Source organism: Asticcacaulis solisilvae (genome assembly GCF_052327315.1).
Classification (GTDB): Bacteria; Pseudomonadota; Alphaproteobacteria; order Caulobacterales; family Caulobacteraceae; genus Asticcacaulis; species Asticcacaulis solisilvae_B.
The window spans coordinates 530614-545171 of record NZ_CP166197.1 but is presented as its reverse complement, the minus strand read 5'-3'; the positions used below and the strand labels follow the sequence as shown (position 1 = coordinate 545171).

At 67.9% G+C, this 14558-nt stretch carries 12 protein-coding genes; 1 reads left to right on the top strand and 11 read right to left on the bottom strand.

Features of this window, described 5'->3' with window-relative positions; all coding sequences use genetic code 11:
* The 11 genes from AB8717_RS21190 to AB8717_RS21140 all read right to left on the bottom strand — a co-directional run bounded on the left by AB8717_RS21190 (window position 1) and on the right by AB8717_RS21140 (window position 13515).
* Window positions 1-1245 (bottom strand): S8 family peptidase, encoded by a 1245-nt coding sequence (locus AB8717_RS21190; RefSeq protein WP_443751026.1) that lies wholly within the window; start codon window positions 1243-1245, stop codon window positions 1-3.
* Window positions 1242-1886 (bottom strand): zf-HC2 domain-containing protein, encoded by a 645-nt coding sequence (locus AB8717_RS21185; RefSeq protein ID WP_443751025.1) that lies wholly within the window; start codon window positions 1884-1886, stop codon window positions 1242-1244. Before AB8717_RS21185 ends, AB8717_RS21190 begins: the two co-directional genes overlap by 4 nt.
* A 7-nt stretch (window positions 1887-1893) precedes the next feature.
* Window positions 1894-2484 carry an RNA polymerase sigma factor gene (locus AB8717_RS21180; protein WP_443751024.1) on the bottom strand — a complete coding sequence of 197 codons (591 nt, stop codon included), beginning with the start codon at window positions 2482-2484 and terminating at the stop codon, window positions 1894-1896.
* Between the two features lie 288 nt (window positions 2485-2772).
* Entirely contained in the window at window positions 2773-3936 is a 1164-nt protein-coding gene (locus AB8717_RS21175; protein WP_443751023.1) for a TIGR03118 family protein, read from the bottom strand.
* 140 nt (window positions 3937-4076) lie between these two features.
* Window positions 4077-7166 carry an efflux RND transporter permease subunit gene (locus AB8717_RS21170; RefSeq protein ID WP_443751022.1) on the bottom strand — a complete coding sequence of 1030 codons (3090 nt, stop codon included), beginning with the start codon at window positions 7164-7166 and terminating at the stop codon, window positions 4077-4079.
* The gene (locus AB8717_RS21165; RefSeq protein ID WP_443751021.1) at window positions 7166-8086 is read right to left on the bottom strand and encodes a hypothetical protein; all 921 of its coding nucleotides are present in this window, start codon (window positions 8084-8086) and stop codon (window positions 7166-7168) included. The genes AB8717_RS21170 and AB8717_RS21165 overlap by 1 nt, the downstream gene beginning before the upstream one ends.
* Complete coding sequence (locus AB8717_RS21160; protein ID WP_443751020.1) at window positions 8083-9366, bottom strand: TolC family protein; 1284 nt, start codon at window positions 9364-9366, stop codon at window positions 8083-8085. The genes AB8717_RS21165 and AB8717_RS21160 overlap by 4 nt, the downstream gene beginning before the upstream one ends.
* A gap of 105 nt (window positions 9367-9471) precedes the next feature.
* Entirely contained in the window at window positions 9472-10830 is a 1359-nt protein-coding gene (locus tag AB8717_RS21155; protein WP_443751019.1) for an ATP-binding protein, read from the bottom strand.
* Entirely contained in the window at window positions 10827-11480 is a 654-nt protein-coding gene (locus AB8717_RS21150) for a response regulator (RefSeq protein WP_443751018.1), read from the bottom strand. Before AB8717_RS21150 ends, AB8717_RS21155 begins: the two co-directional genes overlap by 4 nt.
* Before the next feature lie 62 nt (window positions 11481-11542).
* The gene (locus AB8717_RS21145) at window positions 11543-12532 is read right to left on the bottom strand and encodes a YncE family protein (protein ID WP_443751017.1); all 990 of its coding nucleotides are present in this window, start codon (window positions 12530-12532) and stop codon (window positions 11543-11545) included.
* 62 nt (window positions 12533-12594) lie between these two features.
* Complete coding sequence (locus AB8717_RS21140; protein ID WP_443751016.1) at window positions 12595-13515, bottom strand: phosphatase PAP2 family protein; 921 nt, start codon at window positions 13513-13515, stop codon at window positions 12595-12597.
* 77 nt (window positions 13516-13592) lie between these two features.
* Between AB8717_RS21140 and AB8717_RS21135 the strand changes: the two genes are divergently transcribed.
* Complete coding sequence (locus AB8717_RS21135; RefSeq protein WP_443751015.1) at window positions 13593-14249, top strand: TetR/AcrR family transcriptional regulator; 657 nt, start codon at window positions 13593-13595, stop codon at window positions 14247-14249.
* Window positions 14250-14558 lie beyond the last annotated feature (309 nt).

Sequence of the window (14558 nt, the reverse complement as noted above, 5' to 3'; positions counted from 1 at the left end):
TCAGGGGCGTCCGCCGGCGGCGAGATCGGCCGGGCAGCCGGCCTGTATCGCCAGGCGTTTCAGCGTAGCGCACGGATCGATGATATTGTCGGTCCCCGTGGTCACCAGGGCCGACGCCGCCTGTGCCTTGTTGCTGCGCTCGCGCAGAAGGGCGAACAGGCCGCTGACATGGGCGGCGGCGTAGGAACTGCCGTTGACGAACGACCAGCCGCCGGGCCGGGTGGTCGGAATATCGCGCCCGGGGGCGCCGAAGGCCTTTATGTCCGACGAACGGTCGCCTTCGTCTATGACCGCGATGACGCCGGCGTGCGACGCCGGAAAGCCGCCGTCGCCTTCGGCCGGATCGACGGCGCCGACGACGGTGATGCCGTGCGACTGCGCCGCGTCGATCAGGTTGCCCAGAAGCCGGTCGGACGGCCCGGACAGGCTCATATTTATGACGTCGGCCTTGTGCTCGACCGCGAAATACAACGCCTTGGCCAGGCTCAGCGTATCGCACACCGTAGCGGTTGGGTTTTCCTGCCAGCAGGCGCGCAGGGCCATCAGCCGGGCATTGGGGGCGACGCCGACAATGCCCTTGCCGTTGCCGGCCGCGGCCGCGATGATGCCGGCCACGCCGGTGCCGTGGATTTCGGGCGCGTCGTCGCGGCCGGTGACAAAGTTCTGGCGCACCGCGACCTGGCCGATCAGGTCGGGATGCCGCGCATCGACGGAGCTGTCGATGACCGCGACCTTGACGTTTCTTCCCGTGGCGATGCGGTGGAGCGCGTCAAGGTGCCATTCCCGCATGTCGGGCTGGGCGGCGGACAGGGGGTCGCCCGAGGCTTTTCCCTCGGTTCTGCCCTGGCCGTGATAGGTCTGCATGGGCTCGGCCCATTCGATGCCGGGGTCATGCGACAGCTTGTCGGCGGCGTCCTTGGCCGATTGCTCCGGCGGCACTTCCATGACGAAGCAGTCGAGCCCGACCATGGGCATGGCCCAGCGGTCGACTACGGTCAGGCCGTTGGCGTGCGCCCGGTCGCGCGCGAAGGCCTCGCGCTTGGCCCCCTGTGCGCCCGTGGCGTAATTGCCGCCATAGCTGCCCTGCGGGGTGAAGTGGGCCGGCGGCATGCGCAGGAAGACCAGCACGCGATGATCGGTATTGGCGTCCTCGGCGTGGGCGGGCTGGAACAGGATCAGGCACAGGCCCAGCACCACCAGCAGGACACCGGCCACAAACAGGCTGTTGCGCGTCGCGGTCCTCATCTGCCGTCTCCGCTGTCGAGCGGTTCGGCGACCACGACGGCCTTGTCGGCGTGCAGGGTCTTCAGGGCTGTGTCGCGCGCCTGCGGCGGCACGGCCAGGATATAGGCGTCGGCCTCCGTCGGCCCATCGACCAGGCGGGCATGGGCGGCCTTCAAGGCGCCGCGGACCTCGCTTTCGCGGGCATCGGGCCGGAAGACGACGACGACATTGCCGGGGCGCGGCTGGTCGCGCGACGCCAGGGCGTGATACTGTGGCTGGGCCTGGGGTTTCGAAGACAAGCCGAGCCACAGGCCGCCGCCCACCAGCAGCATAAGCTGCGCGGCCACCGCCCAGCGCATCCAGGCCGGGCTGGCCGCCCATTGCCGGGCGATCGTGGCGCGTGGCGCCGCGGGCGCGGCGTCGATGTCCGCCATCAGCTTCGCGAAACCGCGATCGGTGTCGCCAACTGCCGCTGTATCGGCGAACAGCGCCTTCAGGCTGCGTTCGCTGGCCAGTTCGGCCTGGCAGGCCGGGCAGTCGGCCAGGTGCGCCTCGACGCGGGCGCGTTCGTCCGCGTCGAGGGTGTCGGTGGCGTACCAGGGCAAAAGCGCGTTGACCGCGTCGTGCTGGTCGCCATGCAGGGAAATAATGGTTCCGGTCATGATACTCTCACAGCCAGTCGGCCAGTTGACCGGCCAGCTGCGCCTTCAGGTTACGTCGGGCGTGGAACATGCGTGTCTTCACCGTGTCCACCGGGCAATCCATGATTTCGGCAATCTCACGATAGCCCATTTCATGGAAATAGGCGAGGTCGACCACGGCGCGGTGATCGGCGCTCAGGGTTTCCATGGCGTGGTCGAGGACGATACGCGTCTGGCGCTGCCCCAGGTGCTCCTCCGGGGTCTTGTCCTCGCTGCGCCGGCTTTCGGCGTCGGCGTCCTCGACCGCTTCGTCGAAGCGGCTGAGCGCCTTCAGGCCCTGACGGTAGGCGATGCCGAACACCCAGGTCGACACCTTGCTCTGGCCGTTGTAGCGGTCGGCGCGGTTCCACACGACCATCAGCGTGTCGTTCAGCGCTTCCTCGACACGGTCGGGGCGCCTTATGAAGCGCGTCAGGAAGGCGGTCAGGCGCGGATGATAGAGACGATAGAGGGTCTCGAAGGCGCGCCGGTCCCGTCCGACGACACGGCCCACCAGATCCACCTCGTCATGGTCCGCGCCGGGGACTTTCTTGCCGCCGTCGCCGCGCAGTTTGAGCATCGCACTCTCCGTCCGAACACATATATTCCCGATGCGTGCCAATCGGTTCACTCCGGACGAAAAAAAATAAAAAGCCCCGTCCTCCGGGGACGGACCGGAGGACGGGAAACACGGTGCCTTGCGGTCGGGGGTGAGGGGGGCGTTGACCGTTCGGCGCCGTGGTTGGGACCTTTCATTCCGCCGCGGCCGGACCTGCTCCAACACCGATCGGCTCTTTCTCGTTCGGTGTTGGCGAGGGCGAGGCGCCATGCGGCTTTTGAGCTGAAAAGCGCAGCAGGGCCAACAGCCCTACTGCATGTCGATCCGGCCATACGCGCCGTGGGCTTCGTTCGACGGGCCCGAAGCATAGAACAGCGTGTTCGACGGCTGGTTCTGCAGGTTGTTGCCGAAGGCGATGCCCCACAGGCCGTCTACGACGATCGCCTGGCCGTTGGATTTGCTGAGCGTGCCGACCCATGTCCCTGTCGCCGGGTCATAGGCGTTGATCTTGCCGTCGCCGAAATTGCCGACCAGCAGGTCGTTGCTGAACTGGCCGAAATTGGCCGGCGCCATGGCCATGCCCCACGGCGCGTTGAGCGCGCCCCCAGCGGCGACCAGCCGCTTCACAAGGTTGCCGTCGGTATCGAATATATCGACATAGCCGAAGCCCGCACCGGCGGTCTCGTCGTCGCTGGCCGCGTTCTTTTTCGCATAGGCGACATAGAGCTGGCCGCCGATGGCCTGGATGTTGAACGGGCTGTAGTCGGCGGGAATATTGGCGTCGGTAAAGCCGCCGGCCGCGGCGATCTTGGTGAAGGTGCCGTCGAAGACATCGATGCGCTTGTTGTGGAAGTCGGCGGCATAGAGCTTGTTGGTCGTGCCCGCCACGATGGCCAGGCCCTTGTAGACGGTCCCGGTGGCCGAACCGTCATAGACGACGAAGGCGTGCGTGCCGTCGACCGCCGGCGCCCAGGCGGTCAGCGTTCCGCTTTCGCCCGCGAAGATGAAGGGCGCCGCGCCCGACGCCGCGCCGGCATAGCCGCCGTGACCGACAAAGGCGCCACCGCCGACCGTGGCGTTGACGACGAAGCTGGTGCCGCTGTTGAACACGATGCCGGTCGGGTCCGCTGCACCGGCCAGGCCCGCGTTCAGGGTCACGACCAGGGTCTGTGGTACGCCGTTGCCGTCATAAAGGGTCGAGGTGCTGGTGCCGTTGTTCGCCACCCAGACAAAGCCATTGGGGTTGAAGGCGACGCCCCAGCCGTTGACCAGGTTGGCGTCGGTGTGCGGAAGGGTGTTGGTGTCGCGGACCACGTCCATGGCCGCATAGGCGGTCGACATCGAGGACGAATAGCTGCCGCCGCCGCCACTGCCGCCGCCGTAGCCGCCACCTCCGCCATAGCCGCCGCAGGCGGCGAGCGCGAGGATACCGGCAGCGGCGACCGTTACGCCGAGAGCGTACGCTTTTTTCATGATGTTCCTCCATCGACCTTCGGCCCGATGCGGCCGGTTCGGCTATGGATGCCGGGCCTTGGAAGAAACGTTCATTCCCAGCGCAAACGCCGCACGGCTCGCCGTACTCGCGGCGGCGAACAGGCCGCCGTTGGGATGATTTAGATCTGTCGCGCCGGCGTCCGGACCTTCGGATGGCGGTAGCGCCAGATCAGGGCCGGCAGCACGACCAGGCTCATCAGGGTCGAGGTGATCAGGCCGCCCAGGATGACGATCGCCATCGGCCCCTGAATCTCACGGCCGGCCTGGCCGGTTTCGAGCGCCAGCGGCAAAAGGCCGAGCGCCGTCACCAGTGCCGTCATCAGGATGGGCGTAACCCGCTCCTGCGTGGCCTGGGTGACCAGGCCGATCGACCATTCGTGCCCTTCGTCGGCCAGTTGTTCCGTATGGGCCAGCAACAGGATGGCGTTGCGCGCGGCGACGCCCAGCAGGGTCACGAAGCCGACCAGGGCGCCCAGCGACAGGCTGCCGCCGGTCAGCGCCACGGCGGCGACGCCGCCCACCAGGGCGAAGGGCGCCGACGCCGCGATCAGGCCGACCGCGCGGCCGCTGCCGAAGGCGAGCGCCAGCAGGGCGATGATGCCGACGACGGCGAGGCCGGTATTGAGCAGCAGCTCGTTGCGCGCACGCGCGGCATCGTCGGCCACGCTGACATAGTCGAGATAGACGCCGGCCGGCAGCCTGACCTTTTGTGCGACGGCGGCTTGCGCGGCCTTGGTCACGCGCGTGACATCGGACGGCTTAGGGTCGGCGGTGACCGTCTCGACCAGCCGGCCGCCGATGTGCGAGATGATGGTCCGGCTGTCGCTCAGCGATACGCGGGCAATGTCGCCCAGCCGCGCCACCTGGCCGTCGGCACTGCGGATCAGCAGGTCGGACACGGCTTCCGGCGACTGGCGCAGGTCGTTGGGCAGGGTGACCGCCACCTGGAGGGCGCGGTCGCTGCGGTAGATCTGCGCGGCGGACGCGCCCTCATAGGCGCTCTGCACCGCACTCAGGATATCGGCCGGCGAGATATTGTGCTCGGCCGCCGCCGAACGGTCGATGTCGACATGGACGCTGGGCGTCTTGGGCGGGGTTTGAACCTTGACGTCGCCGGCCCCCGGCACCTTTTCCAGCGTCGCGGCGATATCTCCGGCCGTGGCCTCGAGACTGTCGGCGTCCGAGCCGTAGACATTGACAGCCAGGGCCGCGGTCTCGCCCGTCAATGACTCGCCGATGCGGTCGCCGAGGAAGGTCATGACTTCGGTTTCGAGGCCGGGATAGCTGTCGAGCACCTTGTGGATGCGTTCCTCTATCTCGTCCTGGTCCTTACCCGACAGGTGCGGCTTCAGCTCGACGTGGAATTCCGAACGGTTGGTGCCGAAGGTGTCCTCACCACCTTCCGACCGGCCGATTTCCTGCTCGACCGTGGCGACCCCGTCGATGGCCAGCAGGTCGTGCGAGATCGACTCGCCGTAGCGCCGCATGACCGACAGCGACGTCCCCGGGGGCGAACTGACGCCCAGCACGAAATGGCCTTCCTTGAACGACGGCAAAAGCTCGGTATTGAAGACGAACAGGCCGGCGATCGCGGCGACGCTTATTATTCCTGAAATCAGGAATAGAAATCCCGGGCGGGCGCACAGACCTTCGAGCATACCGGCGTGCCGTTTCTTCAACCATTGCAGGACGCGCGGCTCGGCGGGAATATTCGTATTTTTCAGAAATAAAAGGCTGAGCGCCGGCGTGACGACGATGGCCACCAGCAGCGAGATCAGGGTCGCCAGGATGAAGGCCAGGGCCAGAGGCGCGAAGAAGGCGCCCTGCAGCCCATGCATCAGCAGCACCGGCACCAGGATCAGGGCGACGACCAGGGTGGCGTAGATGACCGGGGCGCGCACTTCCAGCGACGCCTTGAGGATGACGTCCGCGATCTTTTCGTCCTCGCGGCGTTCGCGCAGGCGGTGGACGATGTTTTCGACATCGATGACGGCGTCGTCGACCACGACGCCCAGCGCCACGGCCAGGCCGCCCAGCGTCATGGTGTTGATGCTCATCCCCAGGCGGTCGATGACCATGATCGCGGCCATCAGAGACAACGGAATGCTGACGAAGGAGATCAGCACGGTCTTGAAGCTGCGCATGAAGCCGAACAGGATGACGGCGATCAGCACGGCGCCGATGACGATGTCCTCGGTAATGCCGGACAAGGCGGTCTCGATAAAGTTGGCCGGGCGATGGAGCGCCGGGCTCATGACGATGCCTTGCGAACGCGCGGCGGGCTCGAGCTCCTTCAGCGCCGCCTCGACGTCGCGCGTGACCTTCAGCGTATTGGCGCCGTACTGGCTCGATAGCGCGATCAGCACGCCGGGCTTGCCCATGATGACGGCGTCGCCATAGTCCGGAGCGGGCGCTTCGACGACCTCGGCGACATCGCCGATATGGACGATGGCTCCGGTCCCGCCGGTGATCGGCGTGGCGGCGATATCGGCGGCGGTCGAGGCCTGGGCCCTGGGCTCGACCAGGATGCGCTGCTCAGACGTGTCGATGAAGCCGCCGCCGCTCAGCGCCGTCGAAGTCTGTGTCGCCTTGATGACGTCGTCGAGGCTGAGGTTGCGCGCCGCCAGGGCATCGGGCCGGACGCGCACTTCAAGCCGGCGCACCTGGCCGCCGTAGACGGTGGCGCGCGCCACGCCCGGCACGGCCATAAGGCGCGGGCGCACCTTCCACTGCACGAAGTCGCGCAAGGCCTGGGGGTCTGCCCTTGTGCCGGTGAAGCCAACCTTCAAGAGGTCCATGGTCGACGAGGTCAGGGGCGCGACCTTGGGCGCACCGACGCCGGCCGGCAGTTCCGACGCGGCTTCGGACAGGGCCTCGGCGACGATCTGGCGCGCGCGGTAGGGCTCGGCGCCGTCCTTGAAGATGACGGTGATGATCGACAGGCCCTGGATCGAGTCCGAGCGTACCTGCTGCACGCCCGCGGCGCCGTTGACCGCCTGTTCGACCGGACGCGTGACCAGTTGCTCGACCTGTTCGGCCGACAGGCCCGGCGCCTCGGTCTGGACTTCGGCCTGGGCGGGCACGAAGTCCGGGAAAACGTCGTAATTGGCGTTGATCAGGGTCAGGGTGCCCATGACGAGCAACACGAAGGCGGCCAGCGCCACAAGACGCGGGTGACGCAGGCTTAAGGTGACGAGCTGGGCCAGCATCAGTCGTCGCCGTCCTTGGCGGCGGACGCGGCGTGCGGCGTTTCGGCGGCCAGCAGGGCCGACGCGCCCTGCACGACGACGGTGTCGCCGAGGCGGAAACCGTCCTGCACGATCAGGCCGTCGGCCGTGACGCGGACGCTGTGCACGGCGCGCTTGTCGAACGCGAAGGGGCCCGTCTTCACCCAGGCATAGACCTGGCCGGCCGATCGCAGCAGGGCGGCATTGGGAATGAGGACGCCATCGGATATCCCGCCGCCGTACAGCCTGGCCTTGATGGCCAGGCCGGTGCTGAGATAGGCGGCCTGAGAGCCGGTGACGAGGGTGATCAGGCCTGGCGATTGCAGCCGGGCATCGGCCGTGCGGGCGATGCCGAGCACGCGGGCATTGGCGCTGCCCAGCGGGCCGAGGTCGAGCACGGCGCTCTTCGCCGTATTGAGACCGGCGCCCGACGGTGTGTCGACGCGGACGATGGCGGCCTGCGCCATGGCGAGATCATGCGCCAGCGCGGAAAGGTCGCTGTCCGGCAGCCGCGCGAAAGCCGCGCCCCACTCGACGGCCAGGCGCTGTTTCAGGACGGCGGCCTTGGCCTGGTCGGCGACGGCCTGTGCTTTCGCCGCCTCGGCGGTCTTGGTCGATACGGTCGCGTCTTTTGCCAGTGCCGCCGTGCGCGCGGCCTCGGCCTGCGACGCGGTGGCGGCGGCTTCGGCCGTCGTCAGGTCGCCCAGCAATTGCAACAGCGGCGACGGGTCCTGCACGGTGGCGAAGCCGTCGACCGCGGCCGTCGTGTGCGCCGTCCCGATCGGCGCCGTGCGAATCTGCAAGCGCGCCTGCGTGGCGGCGTCGAGGCGCACAGGGCCGGCGACGGCAAGAGCCGGGGCCATCAGCATTGTGACGGTGAGCACGGCGAGGCGGAAAGTCATTTCGTCATCTCTTGACTGAGAAGGCTGAGTTCGGACGCGTCGGCCGGCTGGCGGGCGGCGTCCTCGAGTTTCAGGCGGTCGTCCGATGCGGTCTGGGCGGCCTGTAGGGCGCTGGCCCGGGTCTGCGTCAGGGCGGCGGCGGCGGCCAGGGCCTCGGTGCGGTCGCTTTCACCGGCCTTAAGCGCGCGTTCGGTCTGCGCCGACAGGGCTTCGGCCAGCGACAGGTCTTTCGTGCGGATCGCCGCTTCGGTTTCGAGGTCGGCGCGGTAGCTGGCTGCGGCCGCGTCGGCGTCGTGCAGGGCGGATTTCACGCGGTCCTCCAGCATCTTGCCGGCGGCCAGCCGGGCCTTTTGCGCCTGGGCGATATTGGCGCGATTGCCGTCGAGCGGCGGCAGGTTCAGCGTCAGGTTGACCGGCCACTTCACCGCGCCGCGTTCCCAGGTGTAGCCCGGCGCGATCGTGATGTCGGGATATTGCGCGGCGATGGCCGCCCGAAGGTCGTTTTCCGCGGCGTCGTAGTCGGCGACGGCCGAGGCGATGTCGGCGCGGCTGACCAGGGTCTTCGCGATCAGGGCCCCGGCCGTCTCGTTGTCGAGCGGCGGCGGGGGCGCGATGTCGGGCAGGCCGGCAACCGTTTCCGGCGCGGCGTCGAGCGCGCGGGCAAGGTCGGCCTCGGCCTGGATGGCCTTCGCTTCGGCCTGACGCAGGGTCTGGCGCGCGGCTGAAGCATCGAGTTCGGCCTGGGCGCCCAGGCCGCGCGGGTCCTCGCCGCTGGCGACGCGTCGGGCGAGGGCCGCCGCAAAGGCCTCGCGCTGGCCGACCAGCGTCCGGTCGATGGCGACAAGCGCGCGGGCGAAATAGCGGTCGCTCAGGGCCTGGCGCAGGCGCTGGCGGCTCGACCACACGGCGTCGGCCAGGGCGTAGCGCGCCTTGATGACGGCAAGATCAGCGGCGGTGACACGCGCCTCGCGTTTCGCCCCGATGTCGAGCGGGATGCCCACGGCGCCGCCCCACAGCCACGGGCGCCGGGCGTCGGCATCCTTCGAATATTCGGCGGTCAGGGTCAGGCTGAGCGGCGGCAGGTTTTTCGCGGCCTTTTGCGCCGACACGGCGGCATCGAGGCTGGCGCGGGCGGCGGCCACCGCCGGATCGTGGTCGATGGCGATCCGCACCAGCGCACCGGCGTCGGCGGGCAGGGGGCCGGTGACGGCCGGCGCGGCCAGGGTTTGCGGCGTCAATGGTGCGGCGGAGTAGGAGACGCAGGCCGACAGGCCGAGCATAAGCCCGGTTGCCGCAAGTCCATGGATTCCAGCCCGCACCATCACCTGATCACACCCGTTTCCGGAGCCCATAGGCGGTCAAACTGAAGCGAAACTGAAAGCGTGTCATCGGAAGCGGACCTTTGCGCTTACGCCCGTTCCGTCGCCGGGCGTTTCAAGCGCGATATCGGCCGGCAGGATGTCACAGATCGTCCGGACGATGGCGAGGCCGAGGCCGCTCCCGGGCTCGGTCCGGCCCTTGCCGCGATAGAAGCGGGTGAACACGGCGTCGCGCTCGGCCTCGGGGATGCCCGGACCGTGGTCGCGCACGGTCACGGCGGGACGGCCGTCCTCGACGCCGATCGCAACCTCGACCGCCGAACCTTCCGGAGCATATTTGATCGCATTGTCGAGCAGGTTGCCGAGCAGCAGCGCCACCATGGCCCTGCGCGTCCTGAAGGTGATATCGGCCTCGCCCGAGAGGCTGAGCTCGATCCGGCGGTCGCGCGCCTTGGGATAGGCGGTGCGGATGGCGTCGGCGACGACCTCTTCAAGTGTCACCGGCACGGCTTCCGCCGTTGCGTGCTGCAGCCGGGCCAGGGTCAGCAACTGGTCGAGCAGGGCCGAGGTCCGCTGCACCCCGTCGCTCAGCGCGTCGAGCAGGCGCTCGCGCTCGGGGCCCGGACCGGCATTGCGCGCCACCTCCGCCTGGACGCCCAAGGCCGCAAGCGGCGTCCGCAGTTCGTGGGCCGCATTGTCGGTAAACAGGCGTTCCTGGGCCAGCGAATGTTGCAGCTTGGCCAGCAACTGGTTGAGTGCCCGCGACAGGGGCGTCAGTTCGACGGGCACCGCTTCGTCGATCGGCGACAGGTCCTCCGGCGTACGTTCCCCGACCCCGCTCGCGAAGCCGCGCAGGTCGCGCAGGCCCCAGCGCACGCCCAGCCAGACCAGAAGGCCGATGATCGGCAGGACGAACAACAGCGGCAGCGTCACGCCCCAGACGATCTTGCCCGAAACTTCGCTGCGGGCCTCGAACTTTTCGCTGACCTCGACCGTCGTGTCGTCGCCCGGCGACCGCATAGTATAGACGCGCCAGGTCTCGCCGTTCAGCCGGATGGTGGTGAAACCGCGCGGATATCGCCCGGAATTGGGCGGCGGGCTGTTGTCCGAAGCGATCAGCAGGGCGTGCCCCTTCCAGACGCGGAAGCGTCGCCATCGGGCATAATCGTCCAGCGCGTCCTGGTCGTCGGGCGTCATATGCATGGCGCGCGGATCGATGCTCAGCCGGCTGCCGCCGTTGTCGGCGTGCGACAGCAGCCACAGCTCCTGCGCCGTCGTCGTCAGGTTGGAATCATAGATTTCGGAAATCTCGTCACTGGCGCTGATCCAGGCGATGACGCCGATCAGCACGGTGACCAGCAGGAAGGGAAGCGCGATGCCCTTCAGGATCTGCGTGGCCAGCGAGGGGCGCAGGAACCGTTTCATGGATTGATCACGTAGCCGACGCCGCGGATGGTGGTGATCAGGTCGCGGCCGACCTTCTTGCGCAACGAATAGATGGCGGCCTCGACCGTATTGCTCTCGAAGTCGCCGTCCCAGCTATAGACCTGGGTTTCGATGTCGCCTTTGCTGACGATGCGGCCCATGCGCTGCATCAGGAGCTGCAGGATCTGGAACTCGCGCGCCGTCAGCTTGACCCAGGTGCCGGACCGTTTCAGCGTCCGCCCCGCGGTGTCGAGTTCCAGGTCGCCGTGGCGGATGACGGTCTGGGCGCGGCCCTGGCTGCGGCGATGAACGGCGCGCAGGCGGGCCAGCAGTTCGGCGAGGGCGAAGGGCTTGACGATATAGTCGTCGGCGCCGAGGTCCAGGCCCTGGATGCGGTCGTCCAGTCCGTCGCGCGCCGTCATGATGACGACCGGCACGTCGGACGTGGTCCGCAGGCTTTTCAGCAGGTCCAGACCGGAAATCGACGGCAGGTTGATGTCGAGGATGGCGGCCTCGTAGGGATTGGCCGCTAGGGCCGTGCGCCCATCCTCGCCGTCCTTCAGCCAGTCGACCGTATAGCCCGCCTGTTGCAGGCCGGTCTTCAGGGCATCGCCCAGCATGGCGTCGTCTTCGACCAGGAGGATGCGCATGTCAGATTCGCGAATTCATACCAGGTGAAGCCAATACACTGTGTCGCCGCCCCTCGAAAGCTTTACTGGCCCACGACGAGAATGGCGAAGGTATCCGGGACGACGCCTGGACGTTCGCCGGCCTTGGCGGGCGGCGCGTAATCGGCGAAGGGGAGAAAGACGCGGCCCGTGACCGGGTCCAGCGCGGCCGTGCGTGCCCCGGCCCTGGTCGTCACCGTGTCGACGACGTGCGGCTTGCCGTCGAAACCGATGACGGTCAGCTTGCCGTCACCCGAGGGGACGTAGCCGAGGCCTGTCTTGGCGTCGTAGAGCGCGCCGTCGGGACGCTGGCCGATGGGGAGGGTTGCGACCTCATTGCCGGTGTCGGCCTCGGTGATGCGGGCGATGCCGTTCTTGCACGCCGACAGGATCAGCCGGCCCTTGGCGACGAAGGCGACGCCGGACGGCTCGTCGCAGTCCTTCATGGCGTAGGTCGCCTTGATCGCATGGGTTTTGCCGTCGATGACGACGAGTGCGTTCTTGTCTTCCAGGTGGGTGAAGACCAGACCCTGGCCGTCGATGGCGGCGGCTTCCGGATCACCGCCGACCGGAATTTTCGCCACGAGGGTGTGCGAGGCGACGTCGACGACATCCACCGTGCCGCCGCCATTAGCCATGACATAGGCCTGGCCGCTGACCGGTTCGACGATAGCGGCGTCGGGCTTGGAATCGGTCGGCACAGATGCGACCTGCGCACCGGTCATGGCGTCGTTGAAGGTGACGGTGTTGCTCTTGCCGTTGGTCACCAGCAGCGTCTTGCCGCCGTCGACCGGAAGCGCGATATGGGCGCCTTGCGTAGCGACAAACGCCGGGGCCGCCTGGCGCGTGCCGAGGTCGAAAGCCGAGATGGCCGGGCCATGGGCGACGTAGACGCGATTGTGCGCGGGATCGAAGGTGACGTAGTCCCATCCGCCCGTTCCGCCGATCTTCAGGGTGTCGATGACATGCAGCGGCCCGGCAAGGGCGGCGGAGGGCAGGGCCAAAAGGCTGGCGGCGGCGATCAGGGATTTCATGGCGAGGTCTCCTTCGCCGTCCTCCTGCCAGACGAATATGATGCCAAAATGAACGGCCTGAATTATGACTCCGATCCGAGCGCATACAGGCGCAGGTCGGCGGCGTGGTGAAGCGCGATATGGATGCCGCCCGCGACGACGAGCGTGGCGAGGCAGATCGCCAGCAGGGCGCGCGCGCCGACAGGACGCGCCGCGCCGTGGGCGTAGAAGACGGCCAGGACACCCACCCACAGGGCGCCGAAGGTCAGCCCGCCTGCCACGTCGGACAGCCAGTGCGCCGCGAGATATAGCCGCGAAAAGGCGATAAGGGTCACCAGCCCGGCGGCTGCGCAGGCCAGGGGCAGGCGCAGCCGCTTCGGCAGTTCGCGGCCGATCAGGACGGCCAGGAAGCCGTAGAGCACGGCATTGGTCGTGCTGTGTCCGCTCGGAAAGGAAAAGGCGTCCCAGCCGCTGTGGTACAGATCGGTCGGCCGGGCGCGGTGCAGCGCCACCTTGATCGCCGTATTGAGCAACGAGCCGCCGGCGATCGCCAGGATCCAGTAGAGCAGGGCGCGCCAGGTCCGCCTCCAGGCCAGCCACGCCGCGACAACCACGCCCAGGGTGACGACCATGATCGAGTCGCCGAGTTCGGTGACGGCAATCAGCCCGTTGTCGCCGGCCGGCGTGCGCAGGGACCGCATCAGGGCGTAGACGGCCTTGTCGGCGGCGAAGGACGGGTCGCCCTCCAGCACGTCCTCGGCGATGCTGAAGAAGACGAAGGCGGCAAACAGCATGACCACGATCATGACGCAGAGGAATGCCCACTCGTTTTTCAAGGCGTCCGTATACCGGGCAAACCCCGGACTGCGGCGGCCCAGCCACAGGCGCACGGTCTCCGATCGCCGCGCCAGCGGCGGCAGGACAGCCTGGACGCCGGCCGCAAGGGCTGCGACGGCGGCAACCAGGATGATGACGATGAGCAACAGCCGAAGGTCGGGGGACATGGGGTCATTGATACGGGGCGCCGTGTCAAAAACCCATCGGATTTCGCGCATGGCCCGAAGTGTGCTAGACACGCCTCGTGCGGTACGATCCCGATCATAAGGCGCGCACGCGCCTCCGGCTGCTGACCGAAGCCGCCATCCTGCTGCGCGAGGCGGGACCCGACGGGCTGTCGGTCGCCACCCTGATGAAGCGCCAGGGCCTGACGCATGGCGGCTTCTACGCCCATTTCGAATCGAAGGAAGACCTGATCGAGCAGGCGATCGACGCCATGTTCGACAAGACGTGCGAACGCTTCGTCGCCCGCACGCGCGGTCTCAATCCGCGTGAGGCGCTGATCGCCTATGCCGACTACTACCTGTCGCCGGCCCATATCAACCGCGCGGGCCAGGGCTGTCCGGTGCCGGCCTGCGCCGGCGATGTGGCGCGGCTGGGGGCCGGGGCGCGCCGCCATTTCGAAGCGGGCATCGCCCGCCTGGAAGGCCTCATCGCAGACACCTTCCTGATGGCGGGATTGTCGCCGGCCGATGCGGCGTGGGAAGCCGCCGGCCTGCTCGGCCGCCTGGCCGGGGGCGTGGTCGCCGCGCGCGCGGTCAAGTCTTCGGCCATGCAGGACCATATCGCCCACGCCGCCCGGCTGGGCATAGAACGCGATCTCGACCGCCTGCCGCGCTCCGCGCCCGACCTGCGCGGCGACGGCGCCTTACGCCTTTCCGCCGCGCCCGACATCGCCTGAGCGCCGCCCGCGGCAGTGTGACATTTATGCAAACCTGTCACAGACTACGCCGCATTTCTGCCGGAATGGCTTGCCTTGGCGGGTGACGTTATATTATGACCATCATATAACAAGAGCGACGACCACCTTCAGGTGGCGCGATATCAAGGGGCCGGCAGCGATGCCGGATCAGGGAGAGAGGACTTTACATCTGCGGCCTGACCAAGGCGTCAGGGCCACTCCGCCGGAGCATCAGCACATGCCCGGCACAAATACCGAAAGAGACCTGGCGATAACAGTCACGGCACGCGCGCTCCAGGCGCGCAAAGC